The sequence below is a fragment of the Metabacillus herbersteinensis genome, from assembly GCF_042433335.1.
GTDB lineage: Bacteria > Bacillota > Bacilli > Bacillales > Bacillaceae > Metabacillus > Metabacillus herbersteinensis.
The window spans coordinates 19,700-40,581 of the sequence record NZ_JBHLVO010000035.1 but is presented as its reverse complement, the minus strand read 5'-3'; the positions used below and the strand labels follow the sequence as shown (position 1 = coordinate 40,581).

At 37.2% G+C, this 20,882-nt stretch carries 23 protein-coding genes and 1 pseudogene; 4 read left to right on the top strand and 20 right to left on the bottom strand.

Translation table 11 applies throughout. The annotated features are described in order from the left end of the window. Nucleotides 1–2: 2 nt before the first annotated feature. The 9 genes from ACFFIX_RS24245 to acpS all read right to left on the bottom strand — a co-directional run bounded on the left by ACFFIX_RS24245 (nt 3) and on the right by acpS (nt 6,602). The gene (locus ACFFIX_RS24245; RefSeq protein WP_378938690.1) at nt 3–1,010 is read right to left on the bottom strand and encodes a PP2C family protein-serine/threonine phosphatase; all 1,008 of its coding nucleotides are present in this window, start codon (nt 1,008–1,010) and stop codon (nt 3–5) included. Between the two features lie 12 nt (nt 1,011–1,022). Beyond that, nucleotides 1,023–1,424 (bottom strand): anti-sigma regulatory factor, encoded by a 402-nt coding sequence (locus tag ACFFIX_RS24240; RefSeq protein WP_378938688.1) that lies wholly within the window; start codon nt 1,422–1,424, stop codon nt 1,023–1,025. 3 nt (nt 1,425–1,427) lie between these two features. Continuing rightward, entirely contained in the window at nt 1,428–1,790 is a 363-nt protein-coding gene (rsbS, locus tag ACFFIX_RS24235) for an STAS domain-containing protein (RefSeq protein ID WP_378938686.1), read from the bottom strand. Nucleotides 1,791–1,793: 3 nt separating this feature from the next. Then, on the bottom strand, nt 1,794–2,624 hold the full coding sequence (gene rsbRA, locus ACFFIX_RS24230) for an RsbT co-antagonist protein RsbRA (protein WP_378938684.1): 831 nt from the start codon (nt 2,622–2,624) through the stop codon (nt 1,794–1,796). A gap of 178 nt (nt 2,625–2,802) precedes the next feature. Next, a complete protein-coding gene (gene ndoA, locus ACFFIX_RS24225) occupies nt 2,803–3,153 on the bottom strand; it encodes a type II toxin-antitoxin system endoribonuclease NdoA (protein WP_378938682.1) in 351 nt (116 codons plus the stop codon). Nucleotides 3,154–3,157: 4 nt separating this feature from the next. Next, complete coding sequence (locus ACFFIX_RS24220) at nt 3,158–3,439, bottom strand: CopG family ribbon-helix-helix protein (protein ID WP_378938680.1); 282 nt, start codon at nt 3,437–3,439, stop codon at nt 3,158–3,160. Nucleotides 3,440–3,666: 227 nt separating this feature from the next. Further along, the gene (gene alr / locus ACFFIX_RS24215; RefSeq protein ID WP_378938678.1) at nt 3,667–4,839 is read right to left on the bottom strand and encodes an alanine racemase; all 1,173 of its coding nucleotides are present in this window, start codon (nt 4,837–4,839) and stop codon (nt 3,667–3,669) included. 169 nt (nt 4,840–5,008) lie between these two features. Next, nucleotides 5,009–6,028 carry a LolA family protein gene (locus ACFFIX_RS24210; RefSeq protein ID WP_378938676.1) on the bottom strand — a complete coding sequence of 340 codons (1,020 nt, stop codon included), beginning with the start codon at nt 6,026–6,028 and terminating at the stop codon, nt 5,009–5,011. Between the two features lie 211 nt (nt 6,029–6,239). Further along, nucleotides 6,240–6,602 (bottom strand): holo-ACP synthase, encoded by a 363-nt coding sequence (gene acpS, locus ACFFIX_RS24205; RefSeq protein WP_378938708.1) that lies wholly within the window; start codon nt 6,600–6,602, stop codon nt 6,240–6,242. Between the two features lie 154 nt (nt 6,603–6,756). On the opposite strand from acpS, the gene ACFFIX_RS24200 reads away from it, so the two are divergent. Further along, on the top strand, nt 6,757–7,479 hold the full coding sequence (locus ACFFIX_RS24200; protein WP_378938674.1) for a rhomboid family intramembrane serine protease: 723 nt from the start codon (nt 6,757–6,759) through the stop codon (nt 7,477–7,479). Between the two features lie 251 nt (nt 7,480–7,730). Here the strand turns inward: ACFFIX_RS24200 and ACFFIX_RS24195 are convergent, their stop codons facing one another. From ACFFIX_RS24195 to ACFFIX_RS24165, 8 genes and pseudogenes are all read right to left on the bottom strand, one after another. Further along, nucleotides 7,731–9,167, bottom strand: coding sequence for a PH domain-containing protein (locus ACFFIX_RS24195; protein WP_378938671.1), 1,437 nt, complete (start codon nt 9,165–9,167; stop codon nt 7,731–7,733). Then, nucleotides 9,157–9,636 carry a PH domain-containing protein gene (locus ACFFIX_RS24190; protein ID WP_378938669.1) on the bottom strand — a complete coding sequence of 160 codons (480 nt, stop codon included), beginning with the start codon at nt 9,634–9,636 and terminating at the stop codon, nt 9,157–9,159. Before ACFFIX_RS24190 ends, ACFFIX_RS24195 begins: the two co-directional genes overlap by 11 nt. A 109-nt stretch (nt 9,637–9,745) precedes the next feature. Continuing rightward, entirely contained in the window at nt 9,746–9,853 is a 108-nt protein-coding gene (locus ACFFIX_RS28015; protein WP_512700176.1) for a hypothetical protein, read from the bottom strand. Between the two features lie 22 nt (nt 9,854–9,875). After that, nucleotides 9,876–10,109: pseudogene (locus ACFFIX_RS24185) on the bottom strand (UV DNA damage repair endonuclease UvsE); the annotation flags it as partial. A 236-nt stretch (nt 10,110–10,345) separates the two neighbouring features. Beyond that, complete coding sequence (cshA, locus tag ACFFIX_RS24180; protein ID WP_378938667.1) at nt 10,346–11,830, bottom strand: degradosome RNA helicase CshA; 1,485 nt, start codon at nt 11,828–11,830, stop codon at nt 10,346–10,348. 428 nt (nt 11,831–12,258) lie between these two features. Continuing rightward, nucleotides 12,259–12,945, bottom strand: coding sequence for an alpha/beta hydrolase (locus ACFFIX_RS24175; protein ID WP_378938665.1), 687 nt, complete (start codon nt 12,943–12,945; stop codon nt 12,259–12,261). 355 nt (nt 12,946–13,300) lie between these two features. After that, complete coding sequence (locus ACFFIX_RS24170; protein WP_378938664.1) at nt 13,301–14,662, bottom strand: UDP-N-acetylmuramoyl-tripeptide--D-alanyl-D-alanine ligase; 1,362 nt, start codon at nt 14,660–14,662, stop codon at nt 13,301–13,303. 101 nt (nt 14,663–14,763) lie between these two features. Then, entirely contained in the window at nt 14,764–15,846 is a 1,083-nt protein-coding gene (locus ACFFIX_RS24165; RefSeq protein WP_378938662.1) for a D-alanine--D-alanine ligase, read from the bottom strand. 183 nt (nt 15,847–16,029) lie between these two features. Between ACFFIX_RS24165 and ACFFIX_RS24160 the strand changes: the two genes are divergently transcribed. Next, nucleotides 16,030–16,350: a thioredoxin family protein gene (locus ACFFIX_RS24160; protein WP_378938660.1), complete on the top strand. Its 321-nt coding sequence runs from the start codon at nt 16,030–16,032 to the stop codon at nt 16,348–16,350. A gap of 486 nt (nt 16,351–16,836) precedes the next feature. Here the strand turns inward: ACFFIX_RS24160 and ACFFIX_RS24155 are convergent, their stop codons facing one another. Further along, nucleotides 16,837–17,604, bottom strand: coding sequence for a class I SAM-dependent methyltransferase (locus ACFFIX_RS24155; protein ID WP_378938658.1), 768 nt, complete (start codon nt 17,602–17,604; stop codon nt 16,837–16,839). A gap of 72 nt (nt 17,605–17,676) precedes the next feature. Next, nucleotides 17,677–18,600: an alpha/beta hydrolase gene (locus ACFFIX_RS24150; RefSeq protein ID WP_378938656.1), complete on the bottom strand. Its 924-nt coding sequence runs from the start codon at nt 18,598–18,600 to the stop codon at nt 17,677–17,679. 228 nt (nt 18,601–18,828) lie between these two features. Between ACFFIX_RS24150 and ACFFIX_RS24145 the strand changes: the two genes are divergently transcribed. Together ACFFIX_RS24145 and ACFFIX_RS24140 are read left to right on the top strand one after the other, a co-directional pair. Then, nucleotides 18,829–19,353: an RNA polymerase sigma factor gene (locus tag ACFFIX_RS24145; RefSeq protein WP_378938654.1), complete on the top strand. Its 525-nt coding sequence runs from the start codon at nt 18,829–18,831 to the stop codon at nt 19,351–19,353. After that, entirely contained in the window at nt 19,354–20,217 is an 864-nt protein-coding gene (locus tag ACFFIX_RS24140) for a hypothetical protein (RefSeq protein WP_378938652.1), read from the top strand. Between the two features lie 48 nt (nt 20,218–20,265). On the opposite strand, the gene ACFFIX_RS24135 is transcribed toward ACFFIX_RS24140, so the two are convergent. Continuing rightward, on the bottom strand, nt 20,266–20,829 hold the full coding sequence (locus ACFFIX_RS24135) for a peptidoglycan-binding domain-containing protein (RefSeq protein ID WP_378938651.1): 564 nt from the start codon (nt 20,827–20,829) through the stop codon (nt 20,266–20,268). Between the last annotated feature and the right edge of the window lie 53 nt (nt 20,830–20,882).

The window sequence follows — 20,882 nt, the reverse complement described above, 5'->3', positions numbered from 1 at the left end:
CTCTAAACATTTCGTCTTAAAATGATTAGTGTAAAATCATCCCTTAATTGGAAATCTTGCATTTTTTCAAAATCACGGTAAATGTTTTCAACAATTTGTTGAGAGGCTAGGTCTTTATACTTGCGGATATAGTCAGTAATAACGGACCGTTCGATGAATCCTTCTTCCGTTCGTGATTCTGTTACACCATCTGATAAAAGAACGATCATGTCTCCATGCTCAATCTGCTTTTCGTATTGATAATATTTAATATTTTGATCAACACCTAGAACTAAACCCTTTGTGATAAGATCCTCAAATGAATCAGTGGATGAGCGATAATAAAAACCCGGTTCATGGCCGGCAGATGCATATGAGAAGCTGTTCTTCTCGGTATGATAAATACCATAAAACATCGTGATAAACATGCTTGCATCAACATTTTGTTCAACTACTCGATTTAAATTCTCAAGTACTTGATTTGGACTTCTTCTCGCTTCAGGCAAACTGTCCATCGCATACTTAATCATCGACATACAAAGCGCCGCAGGTATTCCTTTTCCTATGACATCTGCAATCGCGATACTTATACTTTCATCATCTTGAACAAATCGGTGATAATCTCCATTCATTTGCCTTGCAGGAACACTAATAGCTCCTATGTCTAATGAACTTAGCTTAGGAATAGACGTTTCCAAAAGTGTTTGTTGAACATTTGCAGCAATTTGAATTTCAGATTTAATTTCAAATTGCTGATCGCGAAGACTTTGATGCTCTTGATAAGCTAAACCATATCCCATCATCACTTCTAATAAAAAATCAAGCGATGTTAAGACATCTCTCTGGATATCTGGAAATAATTCTTGCAGAACTTTTCTGTGCATACTGATGATTTCTTCGGGTGGAATTTGCTGTTCAATTGATTTTCTACTAAACTTTTGCCCCTGATAGAGGGCCGTTTCAGTTAATTCATTAAGGTAATTATTTAGTATTTCTCTATATTTTGCTTCTAACGTGTCCAAAAGCTCCATACTAGCATCCTCCTACCGAAGCCACTTCACCGCTTGGATATCCGTGCCCTCACCAACTGCAGAGGTAATATCAAAATTATCCATTAATCTTCTGACTCCCGGTAAACCAGCACCTAAACCACCTGATGTAGAAAATCCATCTTCCATTACTTTTCGAATGTCTGGAATTCCTGGTCCCTTATCAATCGAGGTAATTTTCAGGCCCAATTTACCCATTTCATGTATACGTTCAATACGCATTTCACCTTGACCTGCATATAAATAAATATTTCGTGCAAGCTCGGAAATAGCAGTTGTTATTCTCGCCTGGTCCACGGTACCAAACCCAAGCTCTTTCGCCACATTTCTGCCAAGCTGTCTGGCTGCAACGATGTCCCATTCGGTGGCAATTTTAACACAGGATTGGTTTTCCATACTTTACTCCCCCAACTCCTGCTGTAATCTTTCAAGTCCCTTTTCTAAATCTAATGCAGTCTGAACATTATCAAGATGAATCCCTAGTTCAATTAATGTAATAGCAACCGCGGGTTGAATTCCTGTTAGTACAACCTTCGCCCCCATTAACCTCGACATGCTAATTACATCTCCAATTACTTTTGCAATAAAAGAGTCAATCACATCAACTGAAGTTAAGTCAATAACAACTCCATTTGCTCCAGTTTCGTGAATTTTATTAAGCAGATCTTCTTGAAATTGAAGAGCAGTTTGATCATCCAGCTCCCACTGAATGGATATGAGTAAGCAATTATATAGCTTTAATATCGGTATTCTCGGATTCACTTGCTATTCCCCCATCAAGACAATTTTACGATTTGTCATTTCTAACGCAGCTTCAATCCCTTTTTGTAGACTATTCTTTGTAATGACTTGATTTAAATTAATCCCCAAGTTTACAATTGTTTGAGCAATTTCTGGACGAATGCCAACAAGTAAACATTGAGCCCCAACTAAACGGACTGCTTCAGACGCTTGAATAATATGATGTGCCACCATCGTATCAACAACAGGAACTCCCGTAATATCGATTAAAACGACTTGTGAACGATGCTGTACAACACCATTCAATAAATTTTCCATAATACGCTTTGCTCTTTCTGTGTCAATCGTTCCAACCAATGGCATCACAGTAATGTTCTCGAAAATCGGAATAAGTGGTGCGGACAATTCTTGCAGTGCAATCTTTTGTAAAGAGACTGTATGTTCCCATGATGAAGCATATTGATTAAGAACTTCTCTATTTACTGGTGAAATCCATTTATCGAATTGCCAAACAAGCTGCATCTTTTCTTCTTCAGAAGAGTTTTCAGTCATCTTCTCAAAAAGAATTTTATTTAATTCATTTAGTCCAGTAGATATAAAACTAAGTGACCAGCCTAATTGAACAATCTTATGAGAAAAATCACCGATTTTATTTGAAACATCTTCATTAGAGATTAATAAATTGTCTAATAGTATATTAAGGTATTCATTGCAGATATTTGTATAGGCTTGATCTGAAATCACACTCGAAACCTTTTGATCATCCATGCTTTTCATTTTTTCAGGCCACTCTTTTAATAGCTCTTCTCGGTGCGTTTGAATAAATTTGATAAAAGGATTTATTGCTTGAGTCATTCTGCTGTTTTCCCCCTCAAATATCTGAGTTTTTCTTTACGGACAAGCTCTCCAATCCTTATTATACTGATTTATGCATTTAATAAAAAGACATATACTAACTTGCCTATACTATCCTTTTACAAACGCAAAAAAGCTGCTCAGCTGAGCAACCTATCGGCATGTTCGTATGATATTTTTAAAAATCAATAAGTCCTAGGCTTATTTGCAGACCTTCATCCACTTTATCCATCATCTCGTCGTCAAGATGAGTAATCTTATCTGTTAGTCGCTGTTTGTCAATTGTTCGAATTTGTTCTAATAAGATGACCGAATCCCGTTCAAATCCATAACGCTTTGCATCAATTTCAACGTGAGTAGGTAGCTTCGCTTTTTGAATTTGGGCTGTTATTGCCGCAACAATGACTGTGGGGCTAAAGCGGTTTCCGATATCGTTTTGGATAATTAAAACTGGACGAACGCCTCCTTGCTCTGAGCCTACAACAGGGGACAAGTCAGCAAAATAAACGTCGCCGCGTTTGACAATCAAGAGATTAACCCCCGCTTACTAAGCGTTCAACGGTATGATCAGCCTCAGACTCTGCAAGGAAAGCTTCTGATGCAATGTTTAAGTTTATTTTTGCCATCTCCATGTAACCACGTCTCATGGCCTCGCGAATTTGGCGTTTCTTCCGCTCACGAATGTACATTTTAGTTGCCTGATAAATAAGCTCACTTCGGTTTCCGTTCTCTTGTTTAACCAGCCCGTCTAACTCAGAGACTAAGCTTTGTGGTAAACGAATTAAGATTTCTGTTGTTGCGCTGGACTCAGACACAAACATACACCTCCACACAAACTTTCCACCGTATAACTATTCCATATTCAATAATAACATCTACGAATCAAGATGCAAAGCCATTTTAGTGAATTGGCCCATTTATATATTTTGTTAATAGATAACAATACTGTTCCTTGCGAATATCACAACATCTTCTATTATCGGCTTGACAATTGCTGTTTTATTCATGTTTTCGTCAAGTTTACTGTTTTAAGAGGTGTTGCTTACTTAAAGGATCCTCTTAATAGCTCATTCCTGACCTCAACAACACCCTGATTTCTTAGAAATACCCTTGGTACTCTAGAAGTAATTATACAAGGCACCTCGTAGTTGATTGTATCAAGCCTGCTTGCTACCTCATCAACTGTAATTTTTTCTTTATCCTGCGAGCCTATAAGTGTCACTTTCGTCCCAATTGCTTTCTCGTTAGGAAGCTTGATCATCAATTGATCCATACAAATCCGTCCAATAATCGGGACTCTCTTTCCATCTACAAGCACTTCAGATTCGCGCAAACGCCTGATCCATCCATCTGCATAACCAATTGGTAAGGTCCCAATCCATTGATCCTCATCTGCCACATATGTTGCACCATAGCTTACCTTTGCACCTTTTGGTATCCGTTTTACATGAACGAGTTTAGAATGCAAGGAGAACGCCTCCTTTAATTGAAAAGGAAGTTGATTGATTATTTCTAGAGATGGCGCGAGACCATACATTGAGATTCCGAAGCGAACAGCATTAAAAACGTTTTCCGGAAAGCGAAGGCCTGTTGCACTGTTTGCACAATGAATCATGATTTTTTCTATGTCAATATTTTTTACAAATAAGGTGAATTTGTGTAGCTGTTCTTCAAAGTAATGGGTATCGAGTTCATCTGCAGTCGCAAAGTGTGTATAAACGCCCTCAAGATTAAAAAAAGTACTTTCACGAATAAATTGTAAAACATCCTTGAATTCTTGTTCTTCTCTAATTCCTAGTCTGCCCATTCCTGTATCTACTTTTAAATGAATGGACACCCTTTTGTCTTTAGCCTCTTCTTGATTAACAGCTTCTTTCAGCCATTTTAAAGAAAACACCGTTAAAGCTAGATCATATTCCAAGGCGATTTTTACATCCGTTTGGCGAGAGGCTCCCATAACTAATATTGGGACGGTAATACCCGCATGACGTAATGAAATTGCTTCATCTAAAAAAGCAACAGCCAACTGCTCCGCCCCTGTTTCAATTGCCGCTTTTGCAACTTGAACGTCACCATGACCATATGCATTTGCTTTCACAACTGCAATGAGTTTTACATGAGAGCCAAGATGCGTTTTCATCGATGAGACATTAGAGGTAATTGCATCTAAATCAATTTCCGCCCAAGTATCTCTATAAAAACCTAACTTCTCCATCCTTACACAACCTCTTTTCACACAATTCATTATCAAGATTATCACGCTTAGAAGACAGATATGTCAAACATTGAATGGAGGGGAAATCAGGAGAACATTTAAGAAGAGGTTCAAAGAAAGGGTGATAGGGTGGTGGGAAAAATTCGGGTGGACATCGCCACCCGATTTATCACTTAGCAGATTGACCTTGAATGGACTTCGCAACCATTAACATTTCCTCTTCTGATAAATCTTCAGAGGCTAACATGTAATCAACACCCTCATGTGTCCATGTTAATGATGTCTCCGTTAGAGCACCTACGGTAAATCCTAAGTCCGCAGGATCACCACTTACATATGTGGAAGTTGAAGCAGATGCAGGAGTTGCAATTTCCGCACTTTCCTGAATGAGTGTAAATGATTTTTCCTCCCCCTCAAAAGAGAGAATAACTCGCTTCCCATTCTCAGTTTCTATCTCTTTTTCTTCAACCAATTCTACGCCAGCTGGCTGTTCAAGTGGATATTTAACTGCAAACGGTTCTCTGTTCCCCATCGCTAAAGTCGGTACTTCAATTTGAGCGTGCGACATATTCTTTTCTACATCAAATGCATTTTTATCAAAAGATGAGTTAAATTCAAATTTTGAAAACTCGACAACAACAAGTGGATTGCGGTCTGTGTCCAACACTTTTACAATAGAAGGGGACATATCGTTATTAAAGGTAATTTCTTGGGAAGGGAGCATTTTGTTATTTTGATAATTTGTTTTTGTTTCAAAAACATATTTACCTTCAGTTGCTTTAAATTTCGCAGCAGAGTCCTTTAAAATATCCTTTACAAGTGACTCGTAAAGATATGCCTGACTACTATTTTGCGGCCAATCACTTTGAAAGCGGAAACTCTTGTTTAATGCAGGTGTTAACACGAACACACCTTCATCGTTTCGCAAAATCATTTGACTTTGATCTTTCTGGGCATTTTTTAAATTGACACGGTAGTACGTTGGGTCTTTATACCAAATTTCCACATCATATACTTGTGGTTCACTACCTGTTTGAAGCGTCATTTTGGCTTCAGCTTTATACCCAGTCATTTCTGTTACCTTCTTATTCAACCCTTTAACAACATCAGCTTGTGATTTTTCGCCACATCCAGCTAGCAATAAGACGGCGAATAATCCCACTACTAAAAAAAGAAAGCTTTTTCTCACCTTTTTTCAACCCCTTTGTCTCGAATGAATTAAAAAGGAAGAAATCACTTGTTAGACTTCATCAGTGCTTACGAAAAGCATTTTAGCAATGCTTCCCTCTAATGAAAGCCTCAAACAACTTGTCTCCCCATCGCATTACCAAATATATGAGACAAGGTATAACAATATGCGAAAGAAATAAGACTAGCTTCAAACAATTTACTTGTTAAGGTTAAGACAAATGTTCAATGATGACTTGAGCTGCTGCGTATTCACGACTGTGCGTAATCGAAATATGTATGGTTTGCACTTTTTCACTTTGGACACTTATGTAGGGCTTTCCACTCTTTTCATTTTTGACTTCAATATCTTGAAAGCTTAAATCTTCCCCGATACCAGTTCCTCGCGCTTTTGCATAGGCCTCTTTAGCTGCAAATCTTCCCGCTAGGTATTCTACTTTTCGCTCTCTAGTCAGGGTCATAAATGTCTCAATTTCATTTATAGTTAAGATACGCTTAATAAAACCAGGCTGACGATCGACAATTCTTCTTATTCGATCGAGTTCTATAATATCTAAACCAATTCCAAGGATCATATGCGTCACCTTTCCATTCTTATTATTGGTGTATACAACTTTTGGACTGACGAAGCAAGTCTTGCATGTACTAAACTCCTCTTCACAAACATATTCGTGATAATATAAAGTTATCTACTGTTTATGTCATTTGGAAGCAAAGGAGATTTAGACTATGTTCACTCGCTCAGAAAGTTTACGAACATTTATTCAATTGTATCCTGTTGTGTCCTTTATCGTTGCCATTCAAGTCGTTTTTTGGCTATTATTTTCTATTCCACTTTCACCATTAGTCTTACTATTTAACTTAATGGATGGATATAACGCTGCGATAGCAGACGGTGAATATTGGCGACTTCTAACACCCATTATTCTTCATGCAGGCTTAGGTCACGTTTTTTTTAACACGATCTCGCTCATTTTGTTTGCACCTGCATTAGAAAAAATACTAAAAAAAAGCAAATTCATCATTGTCTACTTAGGAACAGGAATTTTTGCTAATATTGCAACCTACCTGTTTGAACCTCTACAATATTCACACGTAGGTGCTTCGGGAGCAATATTCGGGTTATTCGGTGTTTATCTTTATATGGTTTTATTTCGAAAAGAATACATTGATCAAGCAAACTCACAGGTTGTTATCAGTATTTTAGTCATTGGAGTGATTATGACCTTCTTAAATAGCAATATTAATATTATTGCCCATCTTTTCGGTCTCATAGGTGGTTTTCTGATTGCACCACTTGTTTTAGGCAAAAAAGAACGCTTTATGCATCAAACCTTTTATAACACTCAATCACGAACCAGGGCAGTTAAACAGTGGAAGCCTAAACATCTTCTATGGGTTATCTTAGGGTTTCTAATAATTGTTGGTGCACTTTCTCAATTAGCTCGATAAAAAAAGCGCAAGCGCCTTGGTCAGTCCCGACAAGCATAAGGCGCTCTGAAATTGAAGGCGCTCTTGCCTTCAATTTCAGAGCGCCTTATGACCTCGAGGAACGAGACGTCAATCGCCATGACTGCACTAGTATGTCCTGTGCGTCGGGGCTAGGCGCTGGGGCTGGACTTGCGAAACGCTTACTGTGTCTTAGAATTATATAAATTCGATAGTATAAAAAAGACGCTTTTGAGGCGTCTTTTTTATTTTCTTCACTCATTTTTTTCATATGAAAACCAATTATAGATCTTCTCACTGTCTTTTTGGTCGATATCTTTTAAAGAAAAGTGTTTTCCCATTAGTCCAGATTTAATAGATGTTATGACCGTTTTTAATGCTAATCGCTTTTGTAGAATTGACGTACTATTTTTCAACACTTGCATCCTCTTTTTATGAATTAAAACGGTTGTCTTTGTAATAAATCGAAACGATAAAGACAACTGTAGCTCATGTATTTTCCAACCAGCATCTTTAAACGTAAGAACTCCATAAAGAATTCCTATTGGAATAAGTAAGAGTGAGAAAAAGCCCCATGGTCGTAAAAAAATACAAGCTAAAGCCCCTACTATCACAAATGGTAAGGTATAACGAAAGATTGATCGTTTTAGCGCCCTTTTAGGCAGAGGGTGAAATTCTTTTATATGCTGGAAATCTGGGGTGAACTCAGTTAAAAATTCTGTAATTTGATCTTTTTTAATTAATGGAAAAAGAATGGTTGAAACGCCATCATCACCAGCGCTACCACTGGCACTTTCAATAAAAACAGTTGCATAACCCAGTGGTTGACGAATGAGATTCTCCGAGATTCTTATCGCTTGAATCCGATCATTCGGAATCGTAAGCTGATGCTTTTCAAATATTCCTCTCGAGATCATTAGTTCCTTTTCACCTTTTTTCACTGTGAAGAACGCATACTTAAGAAGCACGCCCACAATACTGAATATCCAAGCAATGAAAAAAGCAATAAAAGCTAATACAGCATAAACAGTTATACTCGCATTTGCCAAAAATTCAAATCTATCGACAATTCGATCATAAGGTATAAGTTCATCAAACTGAGATAGAAAGGCAAACGAAGCCGATAAAACAACTCCTATCCCACTTGAAGTAGAGGCCGCAACGACTAATTCCTTCATTCCCATTTTATACACTTTACTAGATGAGGTCTCTTCATCTACAATCTCTTCTTTATTAGGTGTTAGGGTTTGCTTATGAAGTGCAAGTGCTTCACGTATTCGGTCTGCTTCCTTTTTTGAAATTGCCGTCAGTTCTGCTTCAGCTTGAAGGTCTCCCCCAGCAGTTTCTATTTGCAGTTTTACTAAGCCAAACAACTGCTGAATGATCCCAGCACTACTGTTGATTGTTTGTATTCTCTCAATCGGGATATAACGTTTCTTTTTGACGAATAATCCATGCTCAATTCTTAATTCTCCACTTTCAATTCGGTATGTAAATTTCCACCAGCTTATAATACTACTAAGGATTAATGCAATAATAATAACACCAAAACCCAGTATTGCATAAAACCTATAAACCCCATCATCTCCAATAAATACGAATAAAAGAGCAGGAAAGATTAAGTCCTTAAGATGTTTAATAAAATTTAAAATTGCTCCAGCCGGATGCATTCGTTTTGGTTCAGAGATCATCATCCGTCACCCTTGCTAACTTCGATATATAATCACGCAAAACATCTGCTTCTTCTACATTAAGCGCTGGAATTTCGTGGGTAGTCGCAGCGGTTGAAACGGAAACACTTGATAAATTATATTTTCGTAATAAAGGACCTTGGTGTGTGTCCACATGTTGCACCCGAACCATCGGTACAAGCACTCTTTTAACAATAAAAATCCCATATTGCAGATCAATCTCATGCTCATGAACCTCATAGCGCCAAAGTCTATGTCTAATTTTCGGCATCACTAAAATCGTAATAACCCCATATATAACCCATATGGTTAAGCCAATCGCAGTCGTCCATAACGGTAATTCTAGAAAATAAACCCCTACAGATAAACCAACCACGATAAGTAAAAAAATAAGCGAGCCGATACATGCACTTATCTTCCATACTGTAAGAGCCTTTTCACTAATCTTATTCTTAGGTATCTCTCTCATGTCCCTCACTCCCCAATACAACATATGGTTTTCTAGATTATTTTTTTCATTTTTTAAGAAATTCTTTCCATTTTCAAGTATAACAGAAAAGCTAAAGCTGTAAGTAAAGTTAATGTATTTTGAAAGATGCACGATCTAAGAGCTCAATTTCATCATAGTTTTTTAACTGATTAATCAAGTGAAAAAGCGCATTATCCTTCTGTTTCGCTTCAATCATACAATCAATTTGTTTGACACTTGGCTAGCGGAATTAGTTTAGAGCTAAACCGAAAAAAATGAACATCATGTGCAAGATTATGCTTTAACAGCCTTAAGCAATTTTCAAGATTAGTTTGAGCAATTCTTTCAAGCTTCACTATCGCCGCATCGCGGTTTTTAATTTTTTGAAATTGAGCAAATGTCATTGTTTTTGAAGGAGAGCAATTATGGAGATTCATACTCATTGCGACATATCCTAATCGTACGATGGTCAATTAGAAACTCCGCCCTTTCTTATTTAAGAAGGTTATATGGGTTAGTTTGCCCAAAGGATTTGAGGATTTATGAATGGGTGAAAAAGACATAAATTAATTGAAACTCCTACTTAGGAGCTTGTTTCCAGGCTCTTTTTGGTCATGTCGTGCGTTTATCCACACTATTTTTGCCTTTATAATTCACACCATAAAAAAAAGACCTAATGAATAAGTCATTCAATAGGTCTTACCTCTAATTACTTAGAATTGTTTGAGTAACGGCGCTTTGTGCTACTTTTACCTTTAGAGTCTCTGTCTCTTTGTGAAGAGTGAGATCGATTGTTTTTCATTGTACTGCTACCACCACGTCCAGAATCTCTGCGTCTTGAATTAGACGAAGAAGAAGAACGGTTCTTCGAACGCATTGGAGCTTCATCTGTTAATTTAACCTCAACAGCGCTAGTATCTTTTGTCGTTAATTTAATTGCAGCGGCTACTACAGTTTGAGCATCAAACTCTTCTAGTAGTTCTTCAGAAGTACGCTTGAATACTTCCAAGTTTCCAGCTTCAATTGTAGAGCGAAGTTTCTCAATCGTCATTTGTTGTTGACTTTCAATTGCTTCATCTAGAGTTGGTGGATTCATACGATCCATTTTGCGGTTTGTTGTACGCTCAATGTTCTTGATTATGTCTATTTCTCTAGGAGTTACGAATGTTAATGCCATACCATGTTTTCCTGCACGACCTGTACGTCCAATACGGTGAACATAGCTCTCAGGATCTTGAGGTACATCAAAGTTATAAACATGTGTAACACCGGAAATGTCAAGACCACGTGCAGCAACGTCTGTCGCAACTAAAATTTCAACATTACCCTCTTTGAATTTACGAAGAGTAGACATACGTTTTGCTTGTGTTAAGTCACCATGAATCCCTTCGGCTGCATACCCTCTTAATGTCAAGGCTTCAGAAAGCTCATCAACACGTCGCTTTGTACGACCAAAGATAATTGCTAATTCTGGTGAGTGAATATCTAATAGTCGAGTCAGTACATCGAATTTCTTTCTTTCGTGTACATCAACATAGAATTGTTGAATATTTGGCACAGTCATTTCTTTTGCTTTTACTTTAACTAATGAAGGGTCATGCATGAATTTTTCTGCAATACGACGAATCGGATCCGGCATAGTCGCTGAGAATAAAAGCGTTTGTCTTTCTTTTGGAACGTTCGATAGAATTGACTCGATATCCTCAATAAAGCCCATATTTAACATTTCATCTGCTTCATCTAGAACAACTGTGTGAACAGATGAAAGACGGATTGTTTTACGGTTAATATGGTCAATTAAACGTCCTGGTGTTCCAACGATAATATGTGGATTTTTCTTCAATGATCTCATTTGTCGGTTAATGTCTTGCCCACCGTAAATTGGAAGAACACGAGCACGCTTGTGATAGCCAATTTTGTATAATTCTTCTGATACTTGAATGGCAAGCTCACGTGTTGGTGCAACAACAATCGCTTGGATTGTGTCGTTATTTAATTGAATTTTCTCGATAAGTGGGATACCAAATGCAGCTGTTTTACCTGTACCTGTTTGTGCTTGGCCGATAACATCTTTGTTCTGTAGGCCTAACGGAATTGTTTCAGCCTGGATCGGTGATGGTTCTTCGAAACCTAATTTGTTAATTGATTGCATGAGCTCTGAGCTTAAACCGAAATCTTCAAACTTTATTGTCAATGTTTTCATACTCCTTTTGTACTTTTGCTGTAATAAATATTTACAAGCTTTATAGGTAACTTTGATGGTCCAAGTTGCATGCACAGGTAGTCCCTGTTACGCTGTTATTTTTCCCAGTTGTGCGAAAGAAAAACAGGAATTATCTATACGAGTATATTTTAATACGCTCATTTTCTTGGGCCAAAATTTGCCCTCCACTACTATATATGAAAGGACGTCCATTTTTGATCAACGATTATGCTAATGTCAGATGTAATGATTAATCTGAATGTTAAGCAACAAAAAATACCCTGTTTCAAAAACAAAGGGCAGCAGTTTACCTTATTTAAAGCCCGCAAACACTTTAAATCTTATCATACCACTACCGTCTAATTATTTCAACTAGAGCCGTTGCTCATTAAAAACTTTATAGGATTACAATAGCGATTTTATCCGATTAAAAATTGTTCCACCCGCTTCGTTAATTCTTTAAAATCCTCGCCATAACAAACCTGATGCTTGGAGCTTGGTAAAAAACAAAGCTCTTTTTGCTCTGAAGATACTGTTTCGTATAAAAAATGAGCACTTTTAACCGGGACAATTCCATCACATTCCCCTTGAATGATCAGAACAGGTATTCCGACTTCTCTAAGATATGGGCGAACTATCTTTACTAATTTACGGAACTCCAAGGTTGCACGTATTGGTGTATCCCCTATTTTCTTTTTATAGCGTAAGAATAACTCATTTTCTTTAATGTTCCCCTTAATTGAATCTTTTATCATCGTGCCAACATCTAGAAATAATTGTTTTGGATTAACATAGTACACAGCAGCACTTAAAAGGACCAGTTTCTTAACGGGATATTTAACTGACAGGTACGTCGCAATTAATCCACCCATGGAAAAACCGATAACATAAACTTCGTCCACTTCTTTAAGAAGTTCTTTTAATTCCTCTTCCGCATGATTGATCCACTCCTGATAAGTTAGCCCTGATAATGAAAGATCTTCACCATGACCTGGGAGCGTAGGAGTTCTTACTTCCCAGCCAGTAAGCTTCCTCAGATGCTCTGCTAAAGGCTCAACTTCATAAGGCGCTCCGGTAAAACCATGAATACACAAACAGCCAATCACGTAAATTCCTCCCTTTCTTCATTGTTCTCTTTTTACATAGTTTTAAATTCCCGCAACTGGGTAAATAAAAACTACCAGGCAAAATAAATCTAAGGAGAGGATAAAAGTGAATGTACTAGGCAATAGCATGAAAGAAATCGCAACGGAATTAACACCTTATTCTCTTGGAGTTGGATTGATTGTATTATGTATTTCACCTTTTATTTTTTAGATCAAACGAAAAAAAGCTGTCTTCTTAGGTATTAGATCTCTTATCCAACCAGAGAGAGTCCTGTCACCAAAACATGACTCCTTGCAGGAAAGAGACTTATTGCTTATGAGGCAGCTTTTTGTGTCGAAGAGAGCGTATTCACCTCTAAATAAAGACGTTGACTACTTCCTCGAGCTTCATACCGCGTGAAGCTTTAACTAGAATAATATCACCAGCTTTTGCAACTTCTTTTACTCGTTGGATTAACTCACTTTTATCCACAAAATGGTGTACTCTTTCTTCTGGGAGATTTTCCTTTGCACCCTTTGCAATTTCTGCCCCTAGTTTTCCATATGTGAGAACATGTGAAATTTCTTGTTCGAGGATGGTTTTCCCAACTTGTTGGTGGAATAAAATTTCTTGATCACCGAGTTCTAGCATGTCTCCTAGTACAACAATTTTCTGTTTATACCCTTTTAAATCCTCTAAAAGTTGGATTGCTGCAATCATTGACGTCGGACTTGCATTGTATGCATCGTTAATAATAGAAATATCATCTTCTGATTTTAAAAGCTCTAACCGCATCCCGGTTATTTCGATTTCTTGAAGGCCTTTCTTAATTGCTTCATCATTCACTCCGAAGTATTGTCCAATTGAATAGGCAGCAAGAGCATTGTATACGTTATGCTTTCCGAGAACTGGTATGAAATAGTGATTGTTCTTTAGTATAAAAGAAGTCCCATTAGACTCTTGAGTAATAGAGGTTGGAAAATAATCATTCTGGCTTTGTTCTCCGAAAGTCTTAGTGAGGAATTGAAAGCTCTTCAAACGATCTTGAAGAAGTGGCTCATCACCGAAGTAGGTAAAGTATCCTTTTTCTTTTAATCCTGCGACAATTTCTAGCTTTGCCTCGGCTATCCCTTCCCTTGAACCTAAATCAAGTAAGTGGGATTCACCAATGTTTGTGATTACAGCTGCGTCTGGTTGAGCAATTTCTGATAAAAGCTGAATTTCTCCTTTCCCACTCATCCCCATTTCTAAAACGGCAATTTCAGTTTCTTCAGACATACTTAAAAGAGTTAATGGTAAACCAATGTGGTTATTAAAGTTCCCCTTCGTTTTATGTACTGAAAATGTTGTGGCAAGAACAGAAGAAATCATATCCTTTGTTGTTGTTTTTCCGTTACTCCCTGTTACTCCAACGACTTTTACATCTACCTGCTCTCGGTAAGCTTTAGCTAATTGTTGGAGTGCCTTCAAAGTATCCTCAACAAAAATAACAGGTATATTTTCTGGCGGGTTTTCTTCATTTATATCCCACACAATTGCTGTTGCACCAAGTTCTAGCGCTTTTCGTGCAAATTGATGCCCATTAAAATTTTCACCCACAAGTGGAAAAAATAGATTCTTCGGTTGAACCTGCCTAGAATCAGTTGTGACTCCTTTAATACCAATTAATTCACTCTCTGCTTTTAATCCAGTTCCATTCAACATTGTTTGAACTTCCTTCAATGTTCGTTGAATCATGTTAAACGCTCCTTTTTCCTTACTATAGTATGTATCCTTAACTTTACCGTTTATTTTAAAAGAAAGGGGCTGACCATTTATTGTCAGTCCCCTCTTTTCAATTAAAATGTGTGTTTAATTTGTTGTTTTACTTCATGACGATCAAGTGCTAACTGTACTAGTTGTTCGATTAGGGCAGGATACTCAACCCCGGTGTGCTTCCAAAGCAATGGAAACATGCTGAAAGGAGTAAATCCAGGCATTGTATTCACTTCATTAATCAACGCGTTGCCATCCTTCGTTAAAAAGAAGTCTGCTCGTACTAAACCTGATCCATCAATGGCTTTAAACGCTTTAATCGCCATCTCACGAATTTGCTCGTACTCTTCCTCTGTCACTTCTGCAGGAATAATTAGGTCCGTGTCTCCATCTTCATATTTTGCTTTGTAATCATAAAATTCTTTTTTTGGTGCAATTTCACCCACTACCGAGCATATTGGCTCATCGTTTCCTATCACACCAATTTCAATTTCACGACCAACAATTGCTTCTTCAATTATAATTTTTCGATCATATTCAAAAGCCTCTACGAAGGCCTTAATTAAGCTATCTCGATCATTACATTTGCTGATCCCTACACTAGACCCTAGGTTAGCCGGCTTAACAAAGCAAGGATATCCCAATGTATCTTCAACTTTTTGAAAGCTAGCTTCAGCTGCTTTTTCCCAATCAGACTTAATGAAAGATACATAATTTGCTTGTGCCAATCCCGCTTGAGCAAACAAGCTTTTCATAACAATTTTATCCATCCCTGCAGCAGAAGCTAACACACCATTTCCAACATACGGTATATTTAATAGCTCTAACATGCCCTGAATAGTCCCGTCTTCTCCATTAGGACCATGCAAAAGAGGAAAAACAACATCAATTTTATCATCATCTTGAGATTTTGCAGGAAATAACTCCTGGTTTAACGATACTGGCGAAATAGCGGTGCCCTCACCATTTAATTGAAGGGCTTTCACATCTTCAACCGGTCCTTCTAACTGATTACCACGGATCCATTCGCCTTGATCTGTGATATAGATTGGATGTATAGCAAACTTACTCATATCTAATGCTTTAATGACCGCAAGTGCCGTCTGTAAGGAAACTTTATGTTCAGCAGATTTCCCTCCATAAACGAGGCCTAATTTTATTGTCATCTGGTTTTCCCCCTCAGTTTCATTCATCCTTCTCATTTTATCACTTTCATAATAACTGGTATAGTAGCCCGTACCCCCCAGCCCTTATTCAGGTAAATTATTCGTAATCCATTCTTATTTATTGAGCAGACTAAGGGTAAGTTTGATTATTTTATATTAAAATAGAGGTAAGGAGGGTTACACATGAATTCAATTACTTCAGAACAACAATTTCAAGAGCTTATTAACGGTGACCAAGCAGTACTGGTGAAATTTTTTGCTGGTTGGTGCCCTGATTGTACAAGAATGAACATGTTTATTGATGAAATTATTGAGGAGTATAGTCATTACCAATGGTTTGAATTAAACAAGGATGAACTCCCTGAAATCGCTGAGAACCATCAGGTAATGGGAATCCCGAGTATTTTAATATTTAAAAATGGCAAAAAGCTCGCTCACCTTCATAGTGCACATGCAAAAACTGCCGATCAGGTGAGAGAATTTCTCCAAGACGTTACATTTTAACAACAATCAAATTATTGACATTTTACGCGAACACCTTATGATCATACTAAATTCAAACAATTCAAAACCCTTCTCTTCTCTAATGAGGAGAAGGGTTTTTAAAACCTTTAATCCGAGTAAACCAGTGGGATAAATATATTAAATTCAAAATGAACTCATATGATAAAAATTATGATAGAGAAGTGATCTGCAATGAAATTTGGCTTCTGGTTACCTATTTTTGCTGGTTGGCTACGGAATGTAGAGAATGAAAACATGCCAGCAACATTTGATTATGCAAAAAAGTAATACTCTGCTGAAAAGTGGGGCTATGACACAACCTTAATTGCAGAATTGTAAGGACCAGAACAAGATTCCCTTGAAGCTTGAAGAGATGGAGCGATATGCGAAGGAAGTTATGCATTTAGTTAAGTAAAAAAAGTCTTTTATAATCAGTAGGTGCTATAGATGATAACTTCTCCAACTACCACGTTGGAGAAGTACACCTTAACGAATCGGTCTTTGAGCCTCAAATGTGAATATCTGACTCGCATTACTTGGTTTTTCGCCATAACGATAGTCAGCAGAAACAACTACTTCGGCAAATCCAATTCGCTCAAGTATCAATTTAAATTCTTTTAGGCCGTACCACCGTTCTGTTAAGTGATAAATCTCACTGCTAACTAATTTGCCTTTTTGAAATTTTTCATAGGTTTTTCGTGAAACTACATATTGATTTAATAGATCAGTCTCAATCAGTTTTTTTTCTTCGATAATCGTTATTCCTTCTGCTCCTTTTTTCCAGGTCTGATAGGTAGTTTTGTTTAAATGGATTGGCGGTAGTGATAATTCGATGAAGACTGTTCCACCAGCTCTAAGTTGATTAAAAACTGCTTTTAAAGCTTGAATGGATTGCATTCTGTCATCTGCATGCAAATAATACTCCTTTGAAACGATGATTGTTTCATACAAATGATTAATTTTATCTACCTTTAGATCTTTTTCATATAAAATAGCTTCCAAATCTCTTTCCTCACAACGATCTCCACATTTTGCTAGTCTTTCGCTAGAAACCTCTACTGCTTCTATCTTTAATCCACTCTCTAGAAGGCTTGAATAAATATTTCCGCTCCCAACACCTACCTGCAAAATGCGACCTTTAGAGGATATAAGGCGCTCGTTGAAGTAGGACATTGCTGCATTGACTTTTGACGAATTATCTAATTGTTCAATATCCTCAATTTCTGCCAATAATTCACTATAATTAGGATTCATCTTGCCCTTCCTCCCTAAGTTTCTATTATTAGCTTTTCACTTAGGTGAAAAATATATGTAAAATAAACCATTTTAGTGCAAGTGTCTATTTATCCAGTTGACTACATCCTCATATACCTCTAACTTATTCAATTCATTCAGCATTTCATGTCTTCCCTCTTTATAAATTTTAAATTCGACATCTTCAATTCCTACCTTTTTGTAAGAATGATAAACTTCTAATACACCTTTTGATTGATTTCCGACCGGATCCTTTTCACCAGAGAATAAATAGATTGGAAGGTCTTTTGGTATCTTTTCTAAGTTGGCTTTTTGATGAATATTTCCTATTCCCTCGAGTAGATCTTGGAAAAAGCCTGCTGTAAATATTCCGCCACAGTGTTCATCTGCAATATAACGATCCACTACTTCTTCATCTCTAGATAACCAGTCAAAAGAAGTTCGATTCGGTTTAAAGGATTTGTTATAGTTTCCAAAGGTTAATTTATCAAGAAGTGGACTCTCTGCTCTTCTACCTTTTTTCTTTACTTCATTTCTAGCAAGAGCCAGCCCGATCTTACCGATAAAACCAGGGTCACCACCAGTTCCAGATAGAATGACACCGTGCAATCTGTTACCCTCTATTTGAATATAACGTCTTGCAAGGAAAGAGCCCATACTATGACCGAATAATATAACCGGGACATTCGGATGTTCGTTTTCAATGATATTTGTTAACGAAAGCAGGTCATACACAATAGTAGTAAATCCATTTTCATCAGCAAAATAACCCCGTTCATCTTCTGTTTTAGCTGTCATACCATGGCCCCGATGATCATTTCCATAAACAAAGAAATCCTGCTTTAGGAGGAAACTTGCAAACTCCTCATACCGCTCAATATGTTCAGCCATTCCATGGGAAAACTGAATAATCGCTTTGGGTTTTCGATCACTATCCACCCACTTTTTAGCATGAATTACTTGTTCTCCAACCGTATATGTAAATGCTTCACTCACAATAATACCTCCCTTATTTGTCGTGCTTTAATGAAAAATGAATAATTCCTTCCAGCTACCTAAAAGCTTATAGTAAACTTATATTATATTCACGAATATCTATGACATTCATCCAGCTCTAGACATGGGCTGGATGTTTTTATTATTTTTTTTTACCTTTTTTGTCGAATTAGAAACAACTGCGCTTCTGGAGCGTCTTAAATATGAAGCTTGGGAGGGAAAAGAAGGATGGAAAACCCAAACATAACAATTATCATCGAAAATCATCGTACTAGAATCGAAAAAACAATCAAAAAAATGATCAAGAATCCTTCTTTAGTTGATGACATTGTTCAGGATGCCACAATTAAAGTTTATACCTATTTTCAAGATCATACCCATGAAGTCCCTCAGAACCTTGAAGCTTGGGTTACCACGATATCTAAAAACACGGCTTACGATCACTTAAGAAAATTGAAAAGAAACCAAAACATCCTCTCAACTGCACAAGAATCTTTTAAACAAAATCTCACCCAACCTCATTCAGATGATCCTGAAAGGGCAATGATTTCAAAAGAGATGATTAGTGAAGTAAAAGAGGTCTTTCATATCCTTGATCAAGAAACGAAGGACATCTTTATCTTAAGGAACCAAGGGCTATCCTACCAGGAAATTGCCAAGTTGAAAAAACTTTCTCTTGGCAAGGTAAAAACCAAGATATTCAGGGGCCGTAAAAAAATGATGGACTACCTTTTAGAGAAAGGGGTGCTATAAATGAGTTGCGCTAGCTACAAAGACCAAATCCTCAAATTTGATCTTCTTTCACAAAAAGAACAAGATCACTTGTTAGACCACATCGAAACCTGTGATGAATGTCAACATGCCTTCGATCATTATCTAACTTTAGAAGAAGCGTTGGATGCTGTATTGCAGGATGAAACAATTGATCTCTTTACATTGAGAAAGCAATCAAGAAGACAAACCTGGCAACGTGCTTTACTCGTTTGTGCTTCCCTTTTACTCTTAACTGTTGGTGCATGGTATACTCCCCCGGTGAAAGCTGTGATTGAGAAGACACTTAATTTAATACTGGCCGACACATTTACTGAAATGACCGAGCCTTTAGATCAAGAAGAAGATTCGGAAACTATTAAGATAATATATGGTGAGGAAATGAATCTAGACGGAGAGTTAACGAAAATATATATTTCTGGCCAAGAGATTAGGCAGGAATATGAAAATGGTAACTTTTCAGTTTCTAACCCCAAATTAAGCGGTAGATATTATAAGGAAGAAAATATTTTTCATATTATAACTAATGACCAACCTGTACCCTACTCCATTGAATATTTCAGAAAAATGGATCCTTCTAGAATTGAAAATTTAGGTGAAAAAGAGTACTTAAACCGCACTGCAGATGTGTATCTTATTGATGAATCAGAAAGTCGAGACTCTTTTATTGAACTTTGGTTTGATACTGAAACAAAGCTCTTAGTGAGGGAAATACAAATTATTAATAATCAAAGAATCGAACGAAGTGAACTAATGAAATTCGAAGTCATCGACATAAAAAGAGATCATACCTTATTTGATCTTACACCGCCAAAAGGAGCAAGGGTCTTAGATCGTTCAACTTAATGCCTGTCCCCCGCTCTTTAAAGGAAGTGTTGGGGGACAGACATTAGGTCAGTATGTAGAAAAAGATAAATAGTGGTAGGTTTGTTTGCCGACAATGCCATCAGCACTAATTCCCTTTCTTTGTTGAAAAGCTTTTACTGCAGCTTCTGTTTGTGCACCAAATACACCATCTATACCGCCGACACTATAACCTAAACAAGATAAAGTGGATTGAACTCCTGTAACGTAAGAACGATTGTTGCCGGAGTTTCCTTTCTTTAATAGGTATCCATGATCAAAGTCGATAATTTTATCCTTTAATACAACACCAAGAGTAGCACCACCAGGACCTCCATCCTGGATATATCCCTTTACACCAGTTCGTACAATCCAATTGTATCCTTCACTTTCAAAGGTAGAATTTAAGGTCCAAGAACTTTTCCCATTACATGAAAAGGCTCTTGCATAACCTCTTGATAAACTCAGCAATTCCATCCTTTGCTCAGGCTTTTCTTCGTCTATGTAGGATGCGGATGGTACATCTTTTGGACCCTCTGCAGATGCAGTTACAACTAAAAGTCCTTGAACCAAAAACATCACGATGCAAATTAAACCAACCAGGAATTTTTTCACGTTGTTGCCCCCTATTTTTTCTTGATAGGTTCAATACGATTACCCTATGAGAA